This is a genomic window from Senimuribacter intestinalis, from assembly GCF_943192965.1.
Lineage (GTDB): Bacteria > Bacillota > Clostridia > Peptostreptococcales > Anaerovoracaceae > Senimuribacter > Senimuribacter intestinalis.
Genome location: NZ_CALPCF010000004.1, coordinates 15,082 through 38,241, shown reverse-complemented (window position 1 = coordinate 38,241; position 23,160 = coordinate 15,082). Strand labels below are relative to the sequence as shown.

24 protein-coding genes are annotated in these 23,160 nt (G+C 43.8%); 23 read left to right on the top strand and 1 reads right to left on the bottom strand.

The window, feature by feature from the left end; all coding sequences use genetic code 11:
- Positions 1-69 precede the first annotated feature (69 nt).
- The 21 genes from NFR88_RS05015 to NFR88_RS04915 all read left to right on the top strand — a co-directional run bounded on the left by NFR88_RS05015 (position 70) and on the right by NFR88_RS04915 (position 18,671).
- Positions 70-765 carry a LytR/AlgR family response regulator transcription factor gene (locus NFR88_RS05015; RefSeq protein ID WP_251613962.1) on the top strand — a complete coding sequence of 232 codons (696 nt, stop codon included), beginning with the start codon at positions 70-72 and terminating at the stop codon, positions 763-765.
- Between the two features lie 18 nt (positions 766-783).
- A complete protein-coding gene (locus NFR88_RS05010) occupies positions 784-1,284 on the top strand; it encodes a hypothetical protein (RefSeq protein ID WP_251613959.1) in 501 nt (166 codons plus the stop codon).
- A gap of 124 nt (positions 1,285-1,408) precedes the next feature.
- On the top strand, positions 1,409-2,086 hold the full coding sequence (locus NFR88_RS05005) for a sensor histidine kinase (protein WP_251613955.1): 678 nt from the start codon (positions 1,409-1,411) through the stop codon (positions 2,084-2,086).
- Positions 2,087-2,275: 189 nt separating this feature from the next.
- Positions 2,276-3,010, top strand: a complete 735-nt coding sequence (locus NFR88_RS05000) for a hypothetical protein (RefSeq protein ID WP_251613952.1) — start codon at positions 2,276-2,278, stop codon at positions 3,008-3,010.
- A gap of 261 nt (positions 3,011-3,271) precedes the next feature.
- Positions 3,272-4,135 (top strand): hypothetical protein, encoded by an 864-nt coding sequence (locus tag NFR88_RS04995; protein WP_207709509.1) that lies wholly within the window; start codon positions 3,272-3,274, stop codon positions 4,133-4,135.
- Positions 4,136-4,266: 131 nt separating this feature from the next.
- The gene (locus tag NFR88_RS04990) at positions 4,267-4,596 is read left to right on the top strand and encodes a hypothetical protein (RefSeq protein ID WP_251613949.1); all 330 of its coding nucleotides are present in this window, start codon (positions 4,267-4,269) and stop codon (positions 4,594-4,596) included.
- Positions 4,589-4,783, top strand: coding sequence for a hypothetical protein (locus NFR88_RS04985; protein ID WP_160200937.1), 195 nt, complete (start codon positions 4,589-4,591; stop codon positions 4,781-4,783). Before NFR88_RS04990 ends, NFR88_RS04985 begins: the two co-directional genes overlap by 8 nt.
- A 194-nt stretch (positions 4,784-4,977) precedes the next feature.
- Positions 4,978-5,322 (top strand): hypothetical protein, encoded by a 345-nt coding sequence (locus NFR88_RS04980; RefSeq protein ID WP_160200936.1) that lies wholly within the window; start codon positions 4,978-4,980, stop codon positions 5,320-5,322.
- Between the two features lie 86 nt (positions 5,323-5,408).
- On the top strand, positions 5,409-6,026 hold the full coding sequence (locus tag NFR88_RS04975; protein WP_160200935.1) for a hypothetical protein: 618 nt from the start codon (positions 5,409-5,411) through the stop codon (positions 6,024-6,026).
- A 69-nt stretch (positions 6,027-6,095) separates the two neighbouring features.
- Complete coding sequence (locus NFR88_RS04970; protein ID WP_251613946.1) at positions 6,096-6,476, top strand: hypothetical protein; 381 nt, start codon at positions 6,096-6,098, stop codon at positions 6,474-6,476.
- 642 nt (positions 6,477-7,118) lie between these two features.
- Complete coding sequence (gene thiS / locus NFR88_RS04965; RefSeq protein WP_251613944.1) at positions 7,119-7,313, top strand: sulfur carrier protein ThiS; 195 nt, start codon at positions 7,119-7,121, stop codon at positions 7,311-7,313.
- On the top strand, positions 7,313-7,963 hold the full coding sequence (gene thiF / locus NFR88_RS04960) for a thiamine biosynthesis protein ThiF (RefSeq protein ID WP_251613942.1): 651 nt from the start codon (positions 7,313-7,315) through the stop codon (positions 7,961-7,963). The genes thiS and thiF overlap by 1 nt, the downstream gene beginning before the upstream one ends.
- A gap of 15 nt (positions 7,964-7,978) precedes the next feature.
- Positions 7,979-8,752, top strand: coding sequence for a thiazole synthase (locus NFR88_RS04955; protein ID WP_160200931.1), 774 nt, complete (start codon positions 7,979-7,981; stop codon positions 8,750-8,752).
- A gap of 12 nt (positions 8,753-8,764) precedes the next feature.
- Positions 8,765-10,018, top strand: a complete 1,254-nt coding sequence (gene thiH, locus NFR88_RS04950; RefSeq protein ID WP_251613940.1) for a 2-iminoacetate synthase ThiH — start codon at positions 8,765-8,767, stop codon at positions 10,016-10,018.
- A complete protein-coding gene (locus NFR88_RS04945; RefSeq protein WP_251613938.1) occupies positions 10,011-10,562 on the top strand; it encodes a thiamine phosphate synthase in 552 nt (183 codons plus the stop codon). The genes thiH and NFR88_RS04945 overlap by 8 nt, the downstream gene beginning before the upstream one ends.
- 150 nt (positions 10,563-10,712) lie before the next feature.
- Complete coding sequence (locus NFR88_RS04940; protein ID WP_285813816.1) at positions 10,713-12,503, top strand: phosphoenolpyruvate carboxykinase (GTP); 1,791 nt, start codon at positions 10,713-10,715, stop codon at positions 12,501-12,503.
- 239 nt (positions 12,504-12,742) lie between these two features.
- On the top strand, positions 12,743-14,155 hold the full coding sequence (locus NFR88_RS04935) for a transglutaminase-like domain-containing protein (protein ID WP_251613934.1): 1,413 nt from the start codon (positions 12,743-12,745) through the stop codon (positions 14,153-14,155).
- Between the two features lie 158 nt (positions 14,156-14,313).
- A complete protein-coding gene (locus NFR88_RS04930) occupies positions 14,314-15,711 on the top strand; it encodes a YfcC family protein (protein ID WP_160200926.1) in 1,398 nt (465 codons plus the stop codon).
- 62 nt (positions 15,712-15,773) lie between these two features.
- Complete coding sequence (locus tag NFR88_RS04925; protein WP_251613931.1) at positions 15,774-16,946, top strand: M20 family metallopeptidase; 1,173 nt, start codon at positions 15,774-15,776, stop codon at positions 16,944-16,946.
- A gap of 2 nt (positions 16,947-16,948) precedes the next feature.
- Positions 16,949-17,194, top strand: coding sequence for a hypothetical protein (locus tag NFR88_RS04920; protein WP_160200924.1), 246 nt, complete (start codon positions 16,949-16,951; stop codon positions 17,192-17,194).
- 115 nt (positions 17,195-17,309) lie between these two features.
- Complete coding sequence (locus NFR88_RS04915; RefSeq protein ID WP_251613928.1) at positions 17,310-18,671, top strand: amidohydrolase family protein; 1,362 nt, start codon at positions 17,310-17,312, stop codon at positions 18,669-18,671.
- A 740-nt stretch (positions 18,672-19,411) separates the two neighbouring features.
- On the opposite strand, the gene NFR88_RS04910 is transcribed toward NFR88_RS04915, so the two are convergent.
- Positions 19,412-21,115, bottom strand: coding sequence for a sigma 54-interacting transcriptional regulator (locus tag NFR88_RS04910; protein ID WP_160200922.1), 1,704 nt, complete (start codon positions 21,113-21,115; stop codon positions 19,412-19,414).
- 332 nt (positions 21,116-21,447) lie between these two features.
- Here NFR88_RS04910 and NFR88_RS04905 point away from each other — a divergent pair, with 332 nt between their 5' ends.
- Together NFR88_RS04905 and NFR88_RS04900 are read left to right on the top strand one after the other, a co-directional pair.
- A complete protein-coding gene (locus tag NFR88_RS04905) occupies positions 21,448-22,806 on the top strand; it encodes a carboxyl transferase domain-containing protein (RefSeq protein ID WP_160200921.1) in 1,359 nt (452 codons plus the stop codon).
- A gap of 11 nt (positions 22,807-22,817) precedes the next feature.
- A complete protein-coding gene (locus tag NFR88_RS04900; RefSeq protein ID WP_160200920.1) occupies positions 22,818-23,153 on the top strand; it encodes an OadG family protein in 336 nt (111 codons plus the stop codon).
- Positions 23,154-23,160 lie beyond the last annotated feature (7 nt).

The window sequence follows — 23,160 nt, the reverse complement described above, 5'->3', positions numbered from 1 at the left end:
TAACATATTCATATACATATTTTTATGGTATAATTTCATTAAGAATCATTATGATTAAGGGGAATTACAATGAAAGTATGTATTTGTGATGATTTAGCAGAAGAACTTGAGTTGCTGAAAGCAGCTTGCCAGACATTTTTTGCAGAGAGAAATGTACAGGCGGAGATTGTATGTACGCAGGATCCAGAACACCCCATCAAGCATGAATATGATCTTTTGATTTTAGATGTGGAAATGCCAAAGAAGAAAGGTACTGCTGTAAAGGATCAGTTGATGGGAAGGGAGCGGCCGTTGATTATTTTTGCAACCAGCTATCAGGAAAACATCGTGGATGCTTTTGGAACTAATGTGATTGGATTTTTAGCAAAGCCTTTGGTATGGGAAAGTTTTGAGCTAAAGATGGATTTGGCTGTACGGCTGCTTTTAGCTGGCAGGATGCTGGAACTTTCTCCTGTGCTGTATGAGCATAGCGAGAAGATTATTATGTTTTATACGGAGCAGAGATATACGAAAGCGCTTCTGGCAGACGGCGAAAAAACGCCTTTATCTGTAAAAAGTCTTTCTGCATGGGAAAAAGAACTGGAAGATTTGTATTTTGTTCGAGTGGATACATCTCATCTGGTAAACTGCAAGCATATTGTGGATGCATATGACGATATCTTTGTACTGCGTGACGGGCAAAAGCTGAAAGTCAGCAGAAGGCGAAAAAAGGACTGCTTTGAGAAATTGCGGCAGTATAACTTGCGGTTTTCTAAATTTGCATAAAGAATAGGAGGAAACGGTATGACACCACTTGCACAGCTACTGGAAGTATTAGCTTTACTACTTTTGTTTAAAGGCGTTCTTGGCTATGAGTTTAGAGAAGAGAATCGGTTTCTTTGTGTAGGTTTGGTGATTCTGTTTGTTCGCTGTGCTATGCTGTTTATCTTGCCGGAAGATTATACTTATTTAATCTGGCGCAGTATACTGTTTCCGGCAGCGGCGATGCCGTTTTTCTTTCATGGCAAGTGGAAAATCAATCTGGCAGCGGGAATCTGTATGATGCAGATGGTTTGGGTCATGTATAGGCTGAATATGGGAATCTGGATTGTAGCAGTCAAAGGTGATGTCATTAAAGTTGAGCTACCTCTTTGTTATTATCTGGGTCTTGCAGAGTGTCTGGTGGCTCTCTGTGTGCTGAGCTTGATATTAAGGAGAAAGAAGGAAGGAATTTTCACGCATATGGAGCTTTTGAATGTGTGGATGTTTGTTCCTTTTTTTTGTTTGTATTTGGGGAATAAATAATACTGGCTGGTCTTTTAGCACAAGTACTACCGGAAATATTGCTGAAATTGTTCAAGGAAAAAATTTAATTAGAGACGGATTTTTAGGAGTCTTAGTCCTTTTTATTTTTATTCTCACCTGCTGCATGCAGTCTCAGCGGAGAGAGATGAAGCGTCTGCTTTTACTGAATCAGAAATGCCTCGCCGAGCAGACGGAGCAGTATAGCAGGCAGAGCCTGATGGATGAGGAGCTGCGTAAGTTCAGGCATGATTACATCAAACAGATTACAACGCTGCAGCAAATTGCTGAGGGAACGGATATGGACAGAGTTCGGGTTTATCTGGAGCAGATTGCCGGAGAAAAGATAAAGAGTGAATCTTTCTTTTTAACCAATCATTTAGTCTGTGATGCGATTCTGAACAGATATGGGGATGCCTGCAGGAAACAGAAGATGAAAATCAGCGTGGAAGGAAAGTTCCCGGAGCATCTGCATATCCCTGAGGTGGATTTGTGTGTCATTCTTACCAATGGGCTGCAGAATGCTTTTGAAGCGGCAAGCCTTTGCAAGGAGGGAGAAATCTCTGTAAAGGTTGAGAATAGAGAAAACTTTGTTACGATTTCCATTCGCAACAGCACGCTGCAGAAACCGCAGCGGCAGGGAGACGGACTTGCAACGACTAAGGACGATAAAAGGAATCATGGGATTGGAACCAGAAATATGGCAGACGCCGCGCGGAAAAGTGGTGGAATGGTTGAATGGAATTTAGAGGAAGAGGGATATGTTACGGCAAATATTCTGATTCGAGGAAAAAAGAAAGAATAGAAAAGGACGAAAGGCAATTGGGAAAACCACCTGATTGCCTTAAAATTTTGACATAATCTGGAAAATTTGACCAGTTGACCGAAAAAATGACCAGTTATCCGAAAGTTCTTGCAATTTTGTTGACATGATTTTATACTTGAGACATAAAGAAACACAGAATAAAAAACAAAATTGAAAGAAAGGCAAAAGATGAAAAAGAAATTATTATGCGCAATATTAGGATTATCATTAATTATGACAATAGCAATTATGCCGGCATTTGCAGTATCCGTCCCCGTAGGTAATACGAGTGGAGAACAGGACGCTGCAGGAAGTGTTTCCATTTCAAAGCAGGAAGCGGAGGAACTTTTGTCTGAAAAGCTGGATGAAGCAGCGAATGTGCTTGGTGATGAAAACCTGGACATGGCGATGTGCCCGATGAGCGATGGAAGTTTATATGCGGTGAAAGCGTATGATATGGGCGATGACTGCACGTTGACTGTAGAATTGAGAGACCAAAGTGAACTCGCAGTGGGAATCCCGTCTGTCATGCCTCTTGCGACATCAGGCAGCAATGAGATGTGGAAAGACTATGGAAATCGCTACTTTACAGGAAAGGCGACGGTGACAGTTGGAGGAGCTAGTGTTACTTTGGGATTAGAAAATCATTATATATTGTCTGCAAATGGGATTGATGAGAACTTTGGCAAGGATGTGAAAGATGCACCAGTGGGTTATATTGTTAATGCAGGAACGCCGGTTGTCACCACCAGCACAGCGAGAAGCGTAGGTTCCTCAGTCAGCATGTACTGCAATTTCACTTGCAAAGCAGGTATGACAACCGCCAAATACAAGATGAATACCAGTGTTAAATACCTGGCGCAGAACAAGACCGATAAACAGGTCAAGGTGGGACATTCCTGGAATTTGACGAAGACCTCATAAGGAAGAATGAGGGTATTGGGAAATAGAGAAATCTAGCGAAAGTAGGCGGGAAAATTGAGAAATCTTCAGGGAAGCGGATAGGCAGATGAAAACCTGCAAAGAAAAAGAGTTTTCTAAAATAGCAAGATGGATTAGGAGCCCAATTTAAGTTATTTAGGAAAACTCTATGGAAAAATTATACGATAAATTTGATGAAAAAGCAAGACTTGAGAGACTTTGATTAGGAATCGAAAGGAGAACGGCATCAGAAAATTTTTATGAATGATATTAGCATTGTCTTTGGTTTTGGGAATGGGAACGGCAGCGTTTGCGGAGACATCGAATGACACAACGGGCAAATTAGGTCATACAGTGGAAACATCTACTTGTAATGAATATGCAATGCTGAAAGAGCTGGCTAAAGAAAGTGAATTTAGTCTTGTTAAACTAGGCTACACAAAATCTGAGATTGTAGAAATCAAGGATTACAAAGAAAATTATACCAAGCATCTTGAAAAGTTGGATAAACTGGAGGATCAAGGGCTAACTAATCTCGGGTATGATGAAGAACAAATAAAAATGATTAGAACATTTAAAGGAAGTGAAGCAGAATTGTATGGACTCTCAGCAACACTGTCTTTAAATGTCGTAAAGACTGACTTTCGATACAAGGAAACAGAACGTTCAAGAGGGACTTTTTCATACGAATGGACATGGAGTGGGATTCCGATGTCGACCTCAACGGATATAGTTGCAGCAAGTTGGAATGACTGGGAAATCGTTTCCCGTAGTAGTACAATTAAGTACTATGATATGACGACTGGTAGTTATGAAAAATCCACTACTGGTACAAGAAAAGATCCAACCTCTTCAGGAGGGATAGCAGGTGCAGGGTATACATTTCCGTTAAGAATTTCGAAAGAAAATTTATTTGCTAAAAATGGAAAAGTTTCTCTTAATTTGATTTCAGATGTATTTTCAAGGAAAGTTTTCTATTATTATGCAGCTTATGGGCATACGGTACTATCAGTATCTCCATCGTTTGCATTATCTGGTTCAGGTATAAATGTCGGAATTGAATTCAGCTCGGGAGTTGAAAAGTTGAGTCCTAAAAAGGGAAATAGTACACCAAAAGTTATTTCTTAGAGCATTGCAAAAATAAGAAAAGCAAAGATTGATGTTAAATAACATATAATAAAACATACAGGGGGGTTTTAATGAAACCCCCTATATATTTAAAAAGAATTGCTTAAAACGAAAATCAAGGAGATGCGGTCATGAAATTGGAACACTCAGAAAACAAAAAATTTTTCCATGTTGAGGGGGAGCGTATTAAAGACGAATTTGCCGCCAAGAAAATTGCTGACGGAAAAAATTCCTTTAGGGAAAATTTGCGTAAAGGGATAAAAGAATTGGAATTCGATATCTGGAGCGCACTGATTATAATTACAATTGTGGCAATTTTTGTAATGCAGGGAAAGATAGAGGAACAGATTGTAAAAACAAGAGATGCCATTGATGCCTTTGAGAGAAAAGCGATGGTACAGGCTGAGAATTTGAACTATTTTATGAATGAGTTAATTGAGGAGGGAGACAGTGATGATTAAAAGAAGCACATTGAAAAAAATAATTCTTGTGGTTCTTGTAATCATTTTAATCAAGCAAGTGCTCTTTTATGAAGATTTGCTGAAATGGTGGGAATGCTACGGTGCTCAGGGGAAAAATTATGATGACAGCATGTTGGGAGGCTATTTGGAGCGCTTGCAGGAGCGAATTCTTGAGTTTTTTTGCTGAGAGATAAATAGATTTATATAAGAAAATCATAGAAGGAGAAACTGGATTAAGAAGAAAAACGTCTATTTCTTTGCCGCTGTATCGGGTCTCTGCTACTTTTGCACATTTATCTTTTTCGTTTTCATCAGCCCGAGACAGCCGGAATATAAAAATGGCCTACTGTAGAATACATATATACTACAGTAGATGGTGAAATGAACGTTCCGGACAATCGGTTTTGCGGTTGTGACTGGGATTTCGACGGGTATGAAAAGTCGGTAGAAGTTGATACGAGCAATCGCAAGGTGACGATAGTTTTAGAAGAAACGACTGGCCTTGCGTTGAATGTAATTTATCCGAAGCAGCCTGAGCGAATCATCGTAAAAAGGTTTTCAAACGGTGACTTTCCGGAAAATGCGGAGGAAAAAAGTATTACAAAGGATTCAAAGCATTTTTCCATCAGCCCGGGTTATACATATTTGTTTGAATTGTGGTATGACGAAGAGCACGTTACTTATGCGCTGAGATGTGAGCCTTTTGACGAAATGAGTGAGGCTTGACCGGTTGTCTTGAAGAACGGGCTAGGCGCTAAGAGTTTTCGATATCCTTAAGAAAATTGTAAAAGTGTGATAGGGAAAGCAAAGAGATGAAGAAGAAAACGAACAGGGGAACGCTGGTAACCTGGATTGTCATTGTGGTAATCCTACTGGTTTTAAATGTTCCATGGCCGGTACACAAGGAACTGACCGGTATTATGATAAAAATGGATGACTCGGAATTTTGTGAAGAGGTTTCCATTGAACTTGACGGAAGCTACTACGTTAATTTCCTAAAGGAAGATGAATACTGGGGATATTTTCGCCTTTCCAATGATAAAATGACACAGAACGAGCAGGTCGCTTTCAATCTGTCAATTGGTGCGGATTATGAAGAAGACCTGAGCTATCGATTTTACGAAAAGGAAAATCCGTGGGAATTCGCACAAGTCTGCAATGAGTTAGGCGCATATGAGTCGGGACGGCTTTTGTCCAAACGATTCCTTCGCAAAATCTGCATAGAGGTGCCGGATTATGTGGAAAATGGATATGGTATCTATGATGGGATAGAGGAGCGTACCGGATACATGATTGTCACCGGTGTAAGCAATTATAAAGAGGCAATGAATAGGATAGATGCATGCTACAGCGATATCGTATTCATGCCGGAGCATTTGAAAGAGTGGCCCAACCGGGTGAAATTTTCCCACAAAATTCATACTTCGTAGTGTGTTTTTTAGGCATGTGACAGGAAGTATATGAAAAGATCGGAGATTCGGTAAAGGAGGACGAATCCTATGAACAAAAGCACCACATCTATGTTTGCTGTATTAATCATCGTTTCCCTGTTCGCGTCAGCTTTTGCGGCATATGACATATTCTGGAAAGAAACGGTAAAAGAAAAAGAACTGGGAAAACTCGAAAAAGGCGAAGTTTTTAGTTTGCGGACGAACAAGAAGCTGGTCGGCGGTATAGCAAATGAAGAGGATCACAGCATTATTCTTTCTATCAGATATAATAAAAATCGAAACCGGACTTTTGAATGGCAAATAAAGGATTATCCAACGGAAAAGTTTGCACCGGAGGAAGAAGCGTTTTGGCATGATGTGATCGACTATGCGGAGGAACGGATTACCGAGGCTAATGTAATCGAAGTACAGCATTTCCTTTTATGGTAGGCGATTGAAAATGGAATCAATGCCATAGTTGACGCAAAAGGGATTGTTTAGAAAAATAAATACAGATTTTTAAGAGGGGGGTGCAAGAATATCTGAATTTCAAAAAAACATGACGGATTATTTTGTGATATGTGTAAATGAATTTAGCAGCAATGATTTAATCGCTCACCAAATCTCTTTCTTGACTTTCTATAAAAATCACAGTAAAATATAACTAGAGTGTTGGCTATAGCCGCACGAAGGGGCACACCACCGCGGGTGTGAACTTTCGTGCGGTTTTTTATTGTCAGAGGATCCGGGCACCCACCCGAAGCGTTGCGTCTGGAAAAGGTGGAGGGGCTTATCTTAGAAGCAAGATGCGAACTTAACTTAAAAAGCGCTTTTTTGAAAAAAGTGTATAAAAATTTTAGCAAAATTGTCGCTATAAGAGGGAAACCAAAGCTGTAGTCGGTGTAATTCAATGAAAATTGCAGGATTTTTAAGCTTCATCATATGAAAAGCAGGAGTGCGTTATACATTTTTTAGCGATTTTATTAATTTTGGTTAAGTTTTGGCGTTTCTTTTATACATAAAAAAGGATTTTTTGGAATTTAGGTTAAGACGGCTTAGTACAAAGTGAAGAAAATCAGAAAGGAGACCGATATGGTAAGAATCAACGGTATTGATGTCAACGCCGCAGGAAAAAGTCTGGCGGCGTACATTGATGAAAATGATTATCCCCGCATGCGCATTGCGGTGGAGCGCAACGGAGAAATTGTGCCAAAGGCGAGGTATGAAGAAACCATTCTGACGGATGGCGATAAGATAGAAATTGTAAGTTTTGTAGGAGGTGGCTGATGGCAGAAAGGAGCGGAATTTTACCGGCAGAAGAAGAAATCAGAAAGTGTCTGGAACTTCGTCATACGAAGGCTGTGCAGGATAAGTTGGCGGCTGCAAAGGTTGCTGTTTGCGGGCTTGGAGGACTTGGCTCTGCGATTGCCATTGCGCTGGCGCGAAGCGGTATCGGGCAGCTTCATCTCATTGATTTTGATAGGGTGGATTTGTCAAATTTAAACAGACAGCAGTATGCGATTAGCCAGCTGGGACAGCCTAAGCCGGAGGCATTGGCAGAGGAAATCAGGAGATTTTCTCCTTATGCAAAGTTTATTACCGATTTTATAAAGCTGACAGAGGAGAACATTCCACAGCTGCTGGCAGAAGATACATATATCTGCGAAGCCTTTGACAGCGCGGAACAAAAAGCTATGCTGACCAACTGCGTACTGACAGAATTACCGGGGAAATATCTGGTAGGCGGCTCCGGCATGGCGGGATACAGCGACAGTAATGCAATTCGAACGAGAAAAATCACAGAGCACTACTTTCTTTGCGGTGACGGCATTTCGGAAATCAGCGAAGGCTGGGGACTGATGGCGCCGCGAGTCATGATCTGTGCGGCGCACCAGGCGAATATGATAATCAGATTGATTCTGGACGAAGAGGTATAGAATAGGAGGAACAATATGGAAAAGAAAGACACGTGGAGCTTAGGCGGAAGAGAGTTTTCTTCCAGATTTATTTTGGGCTCCGGCAAGTACTCTATGGAGTTGATTAATGCGGCAGTGGAGCAGGCAGGTGCTGAAATTATCACCCTTGCGGTGCGCAGAACTAACACAAAGCAGAGCGAAAATATACTGGACTTTATTCCGGAACATGTGACCCTGCTGCCAAACACCAGCGGTGCAAGAACTGCGGAAGAAGCGGTGCGAATTGCCCGCATGGGAAGAGAATTGGGCTGCGGTGATTTTGTAAAAATCGAAATCATGAAGGACAGCAAATATCTGCTGCCGGACAATGTGGAGACGGTGAAAGCGACAGAGATTCTGGCAAAAGAAGGGTTTATCGTAATGCCGTACATGTATCCCGACCTCTATACGGCAAGAGATTTAGTCAGCGCCGGTGCGGCTGCCGTGATGCCGCTTGCGGCGCCAATCGGTTCCAACAAGGGCTTAGCAACTAGAGAGTTTCTGCAGATTCTCATTGATGAGATTGACCTGCCGATTATTGTGGACGCGGGAATCGGTAAACCTTCCCAGGCATGCGAAGTGATGGAAATGGGAGCGGCGGCAGTGATGGCAAACACCGCCATTGCGACGGCAGGCGATATTCCAGCCATGGCGTCGGCCTTTCGAAAAGCCATCGAAGCGGGAAGAAGCGCACATTTGTCAGGTCTTGGCAGAGTGTTGGAACGCGGCGCCAGTGCATCCGACCCATTGACTGGATTTTTGAGAGATTAGGAGGAAAATCCCATGAAAGAAAATCAGTTTTTTGTGGACTCGGAGAAGTTGAGTCCAAAGGCGCTGGCGCGGAAACACCAGATTGAGGAAGATCCGTCGGCGAGAACCAACCACATGGAATATATGGAAGGCATGGAGCAGATTGACTCTGACGTGATGGAGAAGGTGCTTAGCCAGATGCACACCTACGACTGCGAACGCTACACAGAGGTTGACGTAAAACGGGCGCTGGCGGCCAATACCTGCTCGGTGGAGGATTTTAAGGCACTCCTTTCTCCAGCAGCACAGCCGTATCTGGAACAGATGGCAGAAAAAGCCAAAATTGAAACCGGTAAACACTTCGGCAATACCGTGTACTTTTTTACGCCGATTTATATCGCCAACTATTGCGAGAACTACTGTATTTACTGCGGTTTTAACTGTTATAACGATATTCGGCGGAAAAAACTTTCTCCGGAAGAGATTGAAAAGGAGATGCGGGTAATCGCAGATTCCGGCATGGAGGAAATCCTGATTTTGACCGGGGAGAGCCGCAAGGTCAGCAGTGTGGAATACATCGGCGAGGCGGTTAAAATTGCCCGAAAATATTTCCGCAATATCGGAATTGAAATTTATCCTGTCAATGTGGCTGAGTACCGCTATCTTCATGAGTGCGGTGTAGACTATGTGACGGTTTTTCAAGAGACCTATAACGCTGACAAGTACGAAACACTGCATTTGATGGGGCATAAGCGGGTGTTCCCGTACCGTTTTGAAGCGCAGGAGCGAGCGCTGATGGGAGGCGTGCGAGGCGTTGCCATGTCAGCACTTCTCGGACTTTCTGACTTCAGAAAAGACGCTTTGGCATCGGCGCTACATGTTTACTATTTGCAGAGAAAGTATCCCCATGGGGAATTTTCGCTGTCCTGTCCGCGGCTCCGCCCTATCGTAAACAACGACAAAATCAACCCGCTTGACGTGGGCGAGCGGCAGCTTTGTCAGGTACTGTGCGCGTATCGGATCTTCCTGCCTTATGTGGGAATTACCGTGTCCACGAGAGAGGAAGAACATTTTCGCAACGGCATTGTAAAGATTGCCGCCACAAAGGTCTCCGCTGGCGTTTCCACCGGGATCGGAGACCATGAGAGCAAATATGACGGAAAGGACGCAGGTGACACCGGCGACGAACAGTTTGAAATCGCAGATGAGAGAAGTTTTGAGCAGATGTATCGGGACATTGAAAAAGAAGGTCTGCAGCCGGTAGTCAACGAATATATTTATGTGTAAAAAAATAGTAATCACAAATCGCCATTTGGTACATGGCGATTTTTTGACCCAAATCAGTAAAGTACTTGAAACAAAGCCTGCGGCGCTGATTCTTAGAGAAAAGGACCTGCCAGACGCAGAATACATGCAGCTGGCACAGAAGGTGCTGCCTCTTTGCAGAGAACATGGCGTACCGTGTTTTTTCAACAATCGAGTAGCTCTTGCAGAAAAGCTGCACCCGGATGGGCAGCAGCTGTCTTTTGCTGCATTCTGTGAGAAGGAGGTGGGCACAGCCGGCGTATTCGGGGTGTCAGTACACAGTCTGCAGGAAGCAAAGACCGCAGAAGCACTGGGCGCAAGCTTTGTCATTTTTGGTCATATTTTTGAAACGGACTGTAAGCCGGGTCTGCCGCCGCGGGGTCTGGCTGCCCTGAAAGAAATCTGCGCCAGCGTATCGATTCCTGTTTATGCCATTGGCGGCGTGAATGGGGAAAATTCCCCTTTGTGCGTGGAAGCCGGTGCGGCGGGTGTCTGCATGATGAGCGGATTTATGGAGATGGAGTAAAGTGGAAAAAATTCACCGCAAATATTTTGCCGAAAAAAGAAATATGTGCGTGACAAACCAGTATAATTGGTATAGAATGAATTTGTATACACAAATTCAAGCGTGTATCGCTAAATTGAATAGACTGCTTCCGCCGAAGCGGCCTAAGTTATAAAAAGAGAAAAGGAGAAAAACTTTATGACTATGGTAACCAACCAATTGGTAAACGATTGGGTAAAAGAAATGGCGGAATTAACCAAACCGGATGAGGTTGTCTGGATTGACGGGAGCAAGGAACAGCTTGATGAAATTAGAAAATTATCCCTTGCAACCGGTGAGATGATTGAGCTGAATCAGGAAAAATTGCCTGGCTGCCTCTACTACCGCACTAATCCCAAAGACGTTGCAAGAGATGAAAAGAGAACGGTAATCTGCACCAGCAGAAAAGAAGATGCTGGCCCTACTAATAACTGGGTTGCGCCGGAAGAGATGTATGCGAAGATGAGCAAACTCTTTGACGGCTGCATGAAAGGCAGAACCATGTATGCCATTCCGTTTTCCATGGGCGTACCGGGAACAGAATTTGCTAAGATCGGTATCGAACTGACCGATTCTATTTATGTAGTACTGAGCATGGCGATTATGACCCATGTAAATCAGAAGGTAATTGATTTGCTCAACGAAGGCGCAGACTTCACAAAATGTCTGCACTCCAAAGCACAGATTAATGAACAGGAAAAGTACATTGCACATTTCCCTGAAGACAATACAATTTGGTCTATCAACTCAGCTTATGGCGGAAACGTGCTGCTTGGCAAAAAATGCCTGGCGCTGCGCATCGGTTCTTACCTTGGAAAACAGGAAGGCTGGATGGCAGAACATATGCTGATTCTGAAGATTGAGAACAAAGAGGGCGAAGCGAAATATGTTTGCGGCGCATTCCCAAGCGCTTGCGGAAAGACCAACCTGGCAATGTTGACGCCGCCTGACTACTTTAAGAAAAAAGGATACAAGATTTCTACCGTTGGCGATGATATTTCATGGCTGCGTATCGGTGATGATGGAAGACTGTATGCAGTTAATCCAGAAAACGGTTTCTTTGGTGTTGCGCCGGGGACTAACGAAAAGTCCAATCCGAATGCACTGAGAACCACACATAAAAATACCATCTTTACTAACGTGGCGAGAAACTTAGATGATAATACCGTATGGTGGGAAAAACTCGACAAGAATCCTCCAGAAAACGGTGAAGATTGGCTGGGCAATCCTTGGAACGGAAAGACTTCCGAAGAAAAGGGCGCACATCCAAATTCCAGATTTACAGCGCCAGCAGCAAACTGCCCGACCATCGCTGATGAATTTGCAACAGGAGAAGGCGTGCCTATTTCCGCAATTATCTTCGGTGGAAGAAGAGCAAAGGCTGAGCCGCTTGTTTACCAGGCAAGAGACTGGAACCACGGCGTATTTATCGGTTCTGCTATGGCATCAGAAACAACCGCTGCTGCCAATGGAAAAGTTGGCGTAGTGCGTCATGATCCGATGGCAATGCTGCCGTTCTGCGGATACAACATGGCAGAGTACTTCCAGCACTGGATTGACATGGGAAAAAAGATGACCAATCCACCGCAGATTTTCCATGTAAACTGGTTCAGAACTGACGAAAACGATGAGTTTATGTGGCCTGGGTTCGGTGATAACCTGAGGGTTATCTTGTGGATGCTGAACCGCTGCGAGGGAAGTGTTGACGCGGTGGAAACTCCGCTTGGTTATGAACCAAAGGCAGAAGATATCGATACCAATGAACTGGATATTGAGCCAGAAGTACTGGAGAAACTCCTTTGCGTAGACAAGGAGATCTGGAAAGAGGAAATCGTAGGAATTGAAGAATTTTACAGTCAGTTTGAATGGCTGCCTGAGGAAATTACCGAAAACCTCGACAGGCTGAAGGCGCAGATTTCATAAAAAGAAAAATTTACGAGGCTGTCTCAAGGAAAAATGAGGCAGCCTCGTTTGTATGTGCACCATTTAAGGCTAATTTACTATAAATGGTGCGGAAGCAGCGAAATTCATTTTGCAGTAGCTTCCCGGCATTCATGGGAAGGAATGTTTTTAAAACTTTTGCTAGGAATTTTTTAGAAGTATGGTATACTGTATTTAATTTGTTACCCCATGAAAGAAGTAGGAGGCATTTTGAGTACGAAATGAAACACGAGGATCTGAAGTATCTGGCAGTAGCTTTGCCGGAGGATATTTTAAAAGAGAAGTGGAGCGGTCATTTTGATCGCGTGAGAGAAATTATTGCAAGACGTTTGGCGGGAGAACTGACTTATGATATGCGCTGCCGGCTGGAGTTGGAACTGACCAATCTAGAACATCTGGAAAAGTGTTACAACAGAACGGAAGCGGAAGCGCTAGCAATGGTGCAGGAGAGGATTCCATCTTTTACTGCGGAGGAACTTGATGAGCTGCGCCTTGAGAATAAAGTGGATTTTATTTATTTGAATGGAGAAGTGCGCTACTTGAGAAGCTTCTGCAGTACGCTTTTTAAGGTATATCCTGAAATGGAAGAGCGTGAGGCTCGGGAAAAGGGCGACGCTTATGAAAAGCAGGCGGCAAGAGCCGAGGAAGTGGAGGCTGTTGACCAGCTCGTTGAGAATTTAGTGGATGGACAGGAAACTTCAGCGCATATTCATATTCGCCAGAAGGTCTGGATTAATGAAGATGCCTTGGAAGAAGGAAAGCCTGTGCGCATTCACGTGCCGCTTCCTGTGGAACGACAGCAGATGAAAAATGTGAAAGTGATAAGCGTAATACCGCAGCCGAAGGCAATGCCTTCTCTGGAAGACGGTCACCCCGTTGCATACTTTGAGGAAAAAGCGAAAGCCGGTCAGGTATTTTCTGTGGAGTATAGCTTGGATCATGTGACGCATTTTGTAGACCTTTCCTGGGGAGCCATTGAGAAACTGGGTGAGGAGAAAGGCGACATTCCAGCAGAGGAAGCCCAGTATCTCTGCGAGCAGCTGGCGCACATTCAGTTCACACCGTATCTGAGAGGCCTGGCAGAGAGTTTAAAAGATCCTTCGGGCGATCTGCTGAAAACGGCAAGACGCATTTATGATTATGTGACAACCAAAGTGACCTACCGCTTTGTCAGAGATTATGCGGCAATCGACAATCTTAGCGAATACTGCGCAGTGAATCTTCGCGGTGACTGTGGTATTCAGGCGCTTTTGTTTATTACGCTTTGCAGAATTTGCGGCATACCGGCAAGATGGCAGTCCGGGCTTGACACGAAACCGGGTAGTTTAGGCCAGCATGACTGGGCGCTGTTCTATCTGCCGTCCAAAGGCTGGCTGGGTGCAGACCTGTCCTACGGCGGGAGTGCCTACAAAAAAGGCAAGATGAAGCGCTGGGATTATTTCTTTGGAAATGTTGATCCGTTTAGAGTGCCGATTAATGATTCTTTCCAGGCGGAAATGGTGCCAGTGAAGAAATTCCCTAGAGAAGATCCTTGCGACAATCAGTGCGGAGAGCTGGAATACGAAGATCGCGGTTTGTACGGAAGCGACTGGGGCTGTGATTACGAGGAAATTGATATTCATAGGATAAAATAAATACGTTGTTATAGATTATTTGAAAACTGCATGGACGGTAAATTACCGCTCATGCAGTTTTAGTTTTTAATTAAGGATACCTAATGCCTTAAAAACCACTTGCAAAAATATGTCGGGAGGGGGTATAATATATATAAATTTTATAAGGAGGTAAACTAATGGAACAAAAGAAAAAGAAATTTGCGGTGCCTCATGTATACATCCTGCTGCTAGCACTTATTTTGTTATGCAGTATCCTTACGTATATTATACCAGCAGGATCATATGACATGATGACACTGGAAGACGGAAGAGAAGTTGTCAATGCAGAGACTTTTCACAATGTCGATTCGACACCAGTGAGCTTTTTGCAGTTCTTGACCGCAGTACCTCGCGGTATGCAGGAGTCTGCGCAGATCATCTTCTTCATCTTTATTGTTGGCGGAACTATGGCTGTAGTACAAGAAACCAGAGCGATTGAAGCCGGCATGGGAAGATTGATTAAGGCGCTGAAGGACAAGTCTATTATAATCATCCCGATTATTATGGTTCTGTTCTCCATCTGCGGATCCGTATTCGGTATGGCAGAAGAGACCATCCCGTTTATTCCGATCTTCGTATCACTGTGTATTGCCATGGGATTTGACTCTATCACAGGTGCGGCTATCGTGCTGTGTGGTGCCGGTGCAGGATTTGCAGGTGCCTTCATGAATCCGTTTACGATTCAGGTTGCACAGGGTATCGCAGGCCTGCCGCCGCTTTCAGCTATGGGTTTCAGAGTAGTTCTATACATCTGCTTCGTATTGCTGGCAGTCACATTCGTTATGAGATATGCATTGAAGATTAAGAAGAATCCGCAGCTCTCCAACATGCATGAATTTGACAAAACCAGAGAAGAATCTGTAGATCTCGATTCCTTACCGGAATTTGGCGGAAAGGAAAAAGCAATTTTGATTGTTTTTGTCGCTTCTATTATCATATTAGTCTACTGTGTCATTCAGTATGGTTGGTATATGGACGAGATTGCAGCGCTGTTCCTGTGCATGTCTTTCATTGTTGCGACAATTGCAAGAATGGGATTCAACAACTATGCAAATGTACTGGGAAAAGGCATGGCTGACATCGCTTCCGGCGCACTGGTTGTAGGCTTTGCAAGAGGTATTTTGGTCGTGATGAATGATGGACAGATTTTACATACGATTCTGCAGGCTGCTGCTTCTGGACTGAGCAAACTGCCTTCGATGGTATCTGCTGTCGGAATGTACATTTTCCAGTGCCTACTCAACTTCATTGTTCCTTCAGGTTCCGGACAGGCTGCTGTTTCTATGCCGATTATGGCTCCTTTGGGTGATCTGGTAGGCGTAACAAGACAGACTGCTTGCCTCGCATTCCAGATGGGTGATGGTATCTCTAATATCTTCACACCAACCTCCGGCTATTTTATGGCTGGACTGGCTATTGCAAAAGTGCCTTGGAGCAAATGGGCTAAGTGGATTCTACCTTTAATTGGATTAGAATATCTGTTAGGTGCAATTTTTATCGTCATTGCACAGGCAATGCAGTTAGGACCATTTTAAAAAATGTTTACAGAAGAAAGGGCATATTGGATGATATGCCCTTTTTCCTAAGAGGAGATAAAATGAATTACAGTGAATTAAAAGAGAGAATTTTTTCTGAAATTGAAAAATATAGAGAAGAATTGACCGCACTGAATGACAATATCGCTGACAATCCTGAAGTTTCCGGAGAGGAATATGAAACTTCTAAGAAAATCGTCAAACTATTGCAATCTCACGGTTATCAGGTGGAATATCCCTTCGCCGGGCGTGATACCGCTTTTAAGGGAATTTATGGGGAGAACCAGCATAAGCATAAGGTAGCAATTCTGACTGAATACGATGCTCTGCCTGAGATAGGACACGCCTGCGGACACTGCCTGTCAGGTTCGATTAGCATTCTTGCAGGTCTGGCAACGAAAGAGATGCAAGATGAGCTGGACACGGATATTCATATTATTGGCACACCTGTGGAGGAAACAGACGGGGCTAAGTGTCAGATGGCAGAAGATGGTGTTTTTGATGGGTACGATATGGCAATTATGGTACATCTGTACAATACCAGCCTGCTGACACCAAAATTACAGGGCTTGGCAGCTTACATGTACTGTTTCCATGGCAAAGCAGCTCACGCTTCAGCAGCACCGTGGGAGGGACAAAATGCGTTTAATGCAGCGCAGCTGATGTTCCACGCAGTAGATATGCTGCGTCAGCATAGTACACCGGATGCGCAGTTTCACGGCATCATTAGAAACGGAGGAGAAGCGCCGAATATTGTTCCGGAAGAGGTTACAGCAGAATTTTATATTCGTGCCCTGGATAAGCATTATCTGAAAAAGCTGATCGATAAGGTAGACGATTGTGCTGCAGGGGCGGCTATTGCGACCCAGACAACCTGGGAAAAATATCCTACGGCAGCCATCTATGATAATATGAAACCAAATCCTACCGGCGCAGCGGCTCTGGCTGAAATCTATGATGAGCTGGGAATTGAAGTAAACGGAGACCACGATAAAATCTTCGGATCCTCCGATGCTGGAAATGTCAGCTTTGCCTGCCCGGGTTTCCATCCTTGTCTGCAGATTGTTGATGAAAATATTCCGATTCATACCAGAGAATTTGCAGAGGCAATGAAAAGTGAGCGAGCCCATCAGGGTCTTGTAGTTGGAGCTAAAATTATCACACTGCAGATCGCAAAGATTTTCAGTGATGAAGAAAAGCTGAACGCTATGAAAGCGGATTTTGCGGAGAAGTAAATATGGGCTATGTATTGTTCTTTTTGCCGCCGGCACTGGCTCTAATCGCTTTTATTGCAGCAATTAAGAGAGGATTTAACAAGGCGGCATTTTTTGTATCTGCCGGTATTACTATGATCATCAACATGTTTGCGATACACAGTTTGACTTGGTATGGTCTTCTTTGTACATTGACTATACCCTTCGCAGGCATATACATCGTCATCTGCCTGGTGTTGTCTATTCAGGAGCATCGCAGCGGTCAGTAAACTTGAAAAAATACTGGATGAAAATAAAACCAATTGCATGACGATAGAAAAGTTGTATAAAGGTTATAAAGGCGTACACTTTAAATCTAAAAAAATTCATAGGAGGTGCTTGCGCATGTTGGACTTACTGATAAAGAATGGACAGTATCCGGATTTTGCGACCGGAGAGATGAGAAAAAGCAATATTGGTGTTGCTGACGGTAAGATTACCTATATCGGATCTGCGTGTCCGGAAGCTGCCAATGTCATCGATGCTTCTGGAAGTGTAGTTTCTCCTGGTTTTATAGATATTCATATGCACGAGGAGGATTTTAAGCAAGAAGGGGAAACCTATGTCATTGCACAGATGATGCTGAATATGGGAGTCACCACGGCGGTAGGCGGTAACTGCGGTATGCAGAAGCAGGACTTGGCTTACTTTAAAGAAGTTATCGATAGACTGGGCGGGTGTCCGATTAATTATATTATGCTGGCAGGGTATAATACCTTCCGCTATCAGCTGAATGTCGGAAGATATGAGGCTGCGACAAAGGAGCAGAGAGAGCAGATCAGAACCTTACTTAGAAGAGAACTAAGCCATGGCGCATACGGTATTTCTTTTGGTATTGAATACGATCCCGGCATTACAACCGAGGAAGTTCTGTATGCTATCGGTTGTACCGATGATCCGAACCTGCTGGTATCTGCCCACTACAGGGAGGATTGTCTGCGGGATATCGAACCGATTTACGAGATGATTAAAATTGCAGATGCGATTCCGATGAAATTCCAGATCTCTCATTTGTCCAGTTGTTCCGCCATGGGGTTGATGCAGGAATCATTGGATGCTATTAACCAGGCAATGGAGAGGAACCCGAGGCTGGATTATGATACTTATCCGTATAATGCCTTTTCTACCCATATGGGATCTGCTGTTTTTGAGGACGGCTGCATTGAAGGCTGGCATAAGGATTACAGTGACATACTTCTAACGGACGATCCTTACAAGGATGTTCGCTGTGATAAAGAGACCTTTGAAAAAGTCCGGGAAGAATACCCTGACATGCTTGCGGTTGCATTTGTCATGAACGAAGAGGAAATTGCCGGCGCCATCGCCAATAAAAATGGAATGGTGGGCAGTGACGGCATTATCAATAACGGCAATGGTCATCCAAGAGCTTCTGGCACATTTCCGAGAGTGCTCGGAAAGTATGTCAGAGAAGACAAAGTTCTGCCGATGATTGATGCTATTCGAAAGATGACCTTAGAGCCGGCAAAGCGATTGAATCTGGATAATAAAGGGAGAATCGAAATCGGCTGTGATGCAGATTTGACAATATTTAATCCGGATACCGTCAAAGACGGCGCTACTTTTTCTGATTTGAATATTTTGCCGGAAGGCATCGAATACGTATTTATCAATGGAGAGAAAGCAGTGGATCATAAAATGGTTGTAAACGACAGACTAGGTACATTTATCAGCTATCAAAAGCATTGATAAAAATATAGGGTATTCATGTAATCTGCCCCTTTTTAGCGTTATATGCGATGAAAGGGGCGGATTTTTATTTGTGTAAATTTGGAAAGAAGGGATAGAATAAAGGGATTAAGTCTGTAAACTGGTGTAAATTAGAAAAATAAAAAAGAGCCACAAGTGTTCACCATTCGGTTAAAATATAAAAAACAAAACACGAATAACTAAATGGAGGTTCAATATGGCTCAACTTAATTTTGCACTAAATCAGGAGTTTTTGTAGGTCTTTTTTTTAGTAGAGAAGAAGCTTTTGGAGAACTTATGGAATGTTTACTTAACCAGTTTCTTCAAGCAGAATCTGCTGAAAAATTACAAGCCGGCACCTATGAGAAGTACTGAACGCACTGATTATGGAAACGGAATCCGCCCCAAAATACATTACCACCCGTATTGGTAAATTAAAAATGGAAGTTTCCCGCCATCGTTACAACGTATTTCACAGCAGCATGCTTGATAATTATCAACGTAACGAATAAGCATTTATCAAAACGATGATGGAAATGGTCGTGCAGGACTGGTTGTGGCAATCCGAAAGGTATTTTAAACGGCAGGCAGGCAATGCTGCCAGTCCGGGTTGGAAACCTGTCTGATAGCGTTTTTTGTGCGTAAATTTTGAGTTTTTTAGAAAAATATGCAGGAATGTGTGCATATTTTTGATGCTTTTTCAAGAAATATGCATAGCGGGCACCAAGACAACACTAAATCTATTTTCGGCTTTCTAAAATCATCAGCCCTTTGTCGGTCAGGGACATGCCGTACTTTCCATGGGTTGCAGAAATTAGCCCCTGCTCAGCTAGCATGGAAATATATTTGCGGATTTTGTATTCGGATATGCCGTAGCCGGCATCATGGAGAAACCAGTAAATTCGGCTTCTGCCGGCAATTTCGCTTCTTTGGTTAATTTCCCGAATGGCAGACAAAATAAGCTTAGAGATATCATCAGTTTTTTCAGCAGAAGCAAAGTGGAATCCGCTTTCAGCAGTGGAGGCACTATCATAGGGAAAATCCTCGGGCGTGATGGTATCGCTTTCGCAGACCGCAAGAGTAAATTTAATGGTGGCAAAAAGCTCGCGAATATTGCCTTGCCACTCCCTTTGCATCAGAGCCTCCATGGCAAGAGGCGTGATTTCCTTGTTGATGCAGAACAGGGTGTTCATCCAGTGGGTAACGAGAAGGGGAATATCTTCCTTATGCTGAGAAAGGGGCGGTAGATAAAGATAGCCTTCTTTTAAGCGGTAGAACAAATCTTTACGAAAAGTTTTTTCTGCAGTCATTTCTTCTAAGTTGCAATTGGTGGCGGCAATGATACGGACGTCGACGGGGAAGTGACGCTTGCCGCCGGTTTTTATGATTTCGCCAGTCTGCATGATTTGAAGAATCTGGGCTTGCACTTTCAGGGAGGCTTCGTCTATTTCATCGAGGAAAATGCTGCCGCCTTCTGCCAGCTGAAAAAGCCCGATTGTGCCGTCTTCTTCGCAGCCAAAAAGTTCTGTCTCGATTTGGGCGTCAGACAGCGCAGCAAAGTTGATGGAAACAAAAGGTGCACCTTGTCTTGCGGAAGCGTGGTGAATTGCGCTTGCAAAGATAGACTTTCCGGTCCCGCTGTCGCCCTCAATGAGAACAGACATATCTGTGGCAGCAATTTTTTCGGCGGTAGATTTCACCTTGGAAATGCAAGGACTTTGCCCAATAATGTCTCGGAATTTATATTTTGCATAGCAATTAGGTCCGCAAAGAGCGGTGCGCACTGCCTTGGAAGTTTTGCCCGCTTCGTTGGCAGCATCGGAGATTCGTCTTGCAAAGATTAAGAGGTCGTCCAGATACTGCTTTGCGTAGGATTGCAGGTTGGATTCCAGCAAATGATAGGAATCCATAATTTGTATGATGGTGGAAAAATCGAAAATTTTTGCGCCGATATTGTAGACGTTTTCAACGCCGGCAGGCACGTGAATCATGGCATCGGCAGTAATCGCGATAGGCCTTGCTTTTGCGGAAAAATCGCAGTCTGGTGAGTATGGTACGAACTGATAAAAGTTAAAGCCGCTTCTCTGCAAATCGCTGATGACTTCCTCGGCGGAAGTGCGGGATTCCATGACGACGAGGATTTCCCGATCGCGAGGCAGGAAAAGAATCTTGTCCAGCTTGTGGCTGGTAATGGTACGGCTGCCGACTAAAGTTTCTTCCAGATAATCCGAAAGCCCACTGTCAAGAAATTGCTGGTAAACTTTTTCGCCGGAAAAAACACCAAAGTACTGTCCGCTAAGGACAGTAGAATCTCCTGCGGAGACATTGTATAAGGTGATAGAAACTTCTTTTGGAAGAAAAGACCGAAGTTGTTCCTCTAAAGTGCGTAATGTGAAGAAGTGGTCTGCAACTAATAGCAGACGGGGATTCGTTTTGAAAGCCATAGTAACTCCTTTTGCATTTTGATTGCGGCGACGCCGATTCAATTACATGCGTTCATTATACCATGCCGATACCGCTGAAAGTAGAATCGGAAGGCGTGATTCAATGAACGCGACATTGCGGCAACGCCGATTCAATTACATGCGTTCATTATACCATAGCTATGGAGAGGTGAATATGGATTTTAAATTATTCTTCTGGAAAAATTAAAAAAATTAACTGAAAGTAGCGGCATTCTTAAAAAATCAAGTACTTTTTTTGAAGTATTGCAATTGGGGTGCCTGCTATATAGAATAAAGAAAAAATTCCAAAAGAAAGATGGGGAAATAAAATCGTGAGCAATAAAAAAGAATTTACCGGTGCACAGAAAATGATTTGTCAGATTTTGGATCCGGGCAGCTTTATGGAAATCGGAGAGGCGGTTACTGCAAGACTGACCGATTTTTATACGCCGGATACGCAGGACAAACCATCTGATGGTGTTATCACAGGATACGGCACCATCGACGGACAGCTGGTTTATATATTCAGTCAGGATGTGGAAGTGCTGGGCGGCACTTATGGTGAAATGCATGGACAGAAAATCAACAGGCTCTATCAGCTTGCTATGAAAGCAAAAGCACCGATTATTGGGCTTTTGGACTGTCATGGGTTCCGTATTGAAGAAGGTCTTGACAGTCTGGACAAATTTGCAAGACTTTATGCTTTGCAGGCGCAGGCTTCAGATTTGATTCCTCAGATTATGGCGGTAGTCGGTATGTGTGGCGGCGGCATGTCCATCGCAGCAAACATGGCGGACTTCGTCTTTGTTGAAAAAGAACACGGACAGCTTTTCGTAAATTCGGCAAGTTCCATCGACCGCAGTTTTGACGAAATTGTAGACCAGGCGGACTTCACTGACGCAAGTATGAGCTTTGATGAAATAAAGGACTCCATTCGGACGCTGGTACACACGCTGATTCCGGCGAATACAGAAAGAAAGCCGCGGCAGAAGCCTTGCAACGACGATTTGAACAGACTTTGTCCGAATCTGGCTGGGCTGAGTGGTGACGGCAGAGCGATTTTGAAGGAGATATCCGATAACGGCTTTTTCTTTGAAACCAGAAGAGACTGCGGCGAGGATATGGTAACCGGATTTATCATGCTGGACGGTATAGTAATCGGTGCGATTGCAAACCAGAAATCCAAGTCAGGTATGAGAAGAATCAGTGCTGAAGGCTTTGATAAGGCGGCAACTTTTATAGAACTGTGCGATAAATTCTCCTTCCCGATTTTGACCTTAACCGATACAGAAGGCTTCGACACATCGGAGGAACAGGAAATCTATCTGCCGAAGGCAGCCGGTCGAATGATTAGGGCTCTGACGAAGGCGAAGGCGCCGAAAGTAAATCTGATTACAGGAGAAATTTACGGAAGCGCTTACAGTATCATGAACAGTAAAGGACTGGGTGCTGACTATGTATTTATGTGGGACGGCGCAAAAGTAAACCTGATTAATGCAAAACAGGCCGTTGAAATTCTTTACCCACAGGCAGATTCCACGATGATAGAGCAGCGCATTGCTGACTATGAGAAGAGCCATAGCGGGGCAAGAGCACTGGCAAGACATGATTATGTCGATAAAGTAATTGACCCGGCGGACAGCAGAAAATATCTGGTTGGCGCTTTTGAGACCTTTGCTAATTTGTATTAGGGAGGCAGTCAATGACAATTACAGAAATATTATCGAAAGCGGGAATGAATACGCTGCTTGGTATGGGCACCGTATTCGTCATGCTGGTTTTAATCAGCTGCATTATTTCCCTGTTCAAGTTCATACCGCAGCCGGGTGCCTCTAAGAAACAGAAAGAAGAGGCGGCAAAGACGGATGCAGCAAGCAGTCCTGCAACTGCTGCAGACGGCAAAGATGACGGCGCTTTAATTGCAGTCATTACGGCGGCTATTGCAGCAGCAAAAGCCGCAGAAAATGGCGGAGCATCTTTTGAGAATGAAGCCGATGGCGCATATATTGTTCGATCTATAAAGAGAAGAGGAAAGTAAGAGAGGA

Bases quoted from the DNA above. Each gene is read 5' to 3' on its own strand.
- NFR88_RS04915 (WP_251613928.1), top strand. From the start codon at position 17,310: ATGTTGGACTTACTGATAAAGAATGGACAGTATCCGGATTTTGCGACC.
- NFR88_RS04910 (WP_160200922.1), bottom strand. From the start codon at position 21,115: ATGGCTTTCAAAACGAATCCCCGTCTGCTATTAGTTGCAGACCACTTC.
- NFR88_RS05015 (WP_251613962.1), top strand. From the start codon at position 70: ATGAAAGTATGTATTTGTGATGATTTAGCAGAAGAACTTGAGTTGCTG.
- NFR88_RS04970 (WP_251613946.1), top strand. From the start codon at position 6,096: ATGAACAAAAGCACCACATCTATGTTTGCTGTATTAATCATCGTTTCC.
- NFR88_RS04985 (WP_160200937.1), top strand. From the start codon at position 4,589: ATGATTAAAAGAAGCACATTGAAAAAAATAATTCTTGTGGTTCTTGTA.
- NFR88_RS04930 (WP_160200926.1), top strand. From the start codon at position 14,314: ATGGAACAAAAGAAAAAGAAATTTGCGGTGCCTCATGTATACATCCTG.
- NFR88_RS04935 (WP_251613934.1), top strand. From the start codon at position 12,743: ATGAAACACGAGGATCTGAAGTATCTGGCAGTAGCTTTGCCGGAGGAT.
- thiS (WP_251613944.1), top strand. From the start codon at position 7,119: ATGGTAAGAATCAACGGTATTGATGTCAACGCCGCAGGAAAAAGTCTG.
- NFR88_RS04925 (WP_251613931.1), top strand. From the start codon at position 15,774: ATGAATTACAGTGAATTAAAAGAGAGAATTTTTTCTGAAATTGAAAAA.
- NFR88_RS05005 (WP_251613955.1), top strand. From the start codon at position 1,409: ATGCAGTCTCAGCGGAGAGAGATGAAGCGTCTGCTTTTACTGAATCAG.
- thiF (WP_251613942.1), top strand. From the start codon at position 7,313: ATGGCAGAAAGGAGCGGAATTTTACCGGCAGAAGAAGAAATCAGAAAG.
- NFR88_RS04990 (WP_251613949.1), top strand. From the start codon at position 4,267: ATGAAATTGGAACACTCAGAAAACAAAAAATTTTTCCATGTTGAGGGG.
- NFR88_RS04920 (WP_160200924.1), top strand. From the start codon at position 16,949: ATGGGCTATGTATTGTTCTTTTTGCCGCCGGCACTGGCTCTAATCGCT.
- NFR88_RS05000 (WP_251613952.1), top strand. From the start codon at position 2,276: ATGAAAAAGAAATTATTATGCGCAATATTAGGATTATCATTAATTATG.
- NFR88_RS04995 (WP_207709509.1), top strand. From the start codon at position 3,272: ATGATATTAGCATTGTCTTTGGTTTTGGGAATGGGAACGGCAGCGTTT.
- NFR88_RS04900 (WP_160200920.1), top strand. From the start codon at position 22,818: ATGACAATTACAGAAATATTATCGAAAGCGGGAATGAATACGCTGCTT.
- NFR88_RS04955 (WP_160200931.1), top strand. From the start codon at position 7,979: ATGGAAAAGAAAGACACGTGGAGCTTAGGCGGAAGAGAGTTTTCTTCC.
- thiH (WP_251613940.1), top strand. From the start codon at position 8,765: ATGAAAGAAAATCAGTTTTTTGTGGACTCGGAGAAGTTGAGTCCAAAG.
- NFR88_RS05010 (WP_251613959.1), top strand. From the start codon at position 784: ATGACACCACTTGCACAGCTACTGGAAGTATTAGCTTTACTACTTTTG.
- NFR88_RS04945 (WP_251613938.1), top strand. From the start codon at position 10,011: ATGTGTAAAAAAATAGTAATCACAAATCGCCATTTGGTACATGGCGAT.
- NFR88_RS04975 (WP_160200935.1), top strand. From the start codon at position 5,409: ATGAAGAAGAAAACGAACAGGGGAACGCTGGTAACCTGGATTGTCATT.
- NFR88_RS04980 (WP_160200936.1), top strand. From the start codon at position 4,978: ATGAACGTTCCGGACAATCGGTTTTGCGGTTGTGACTGGGATTTCGAC.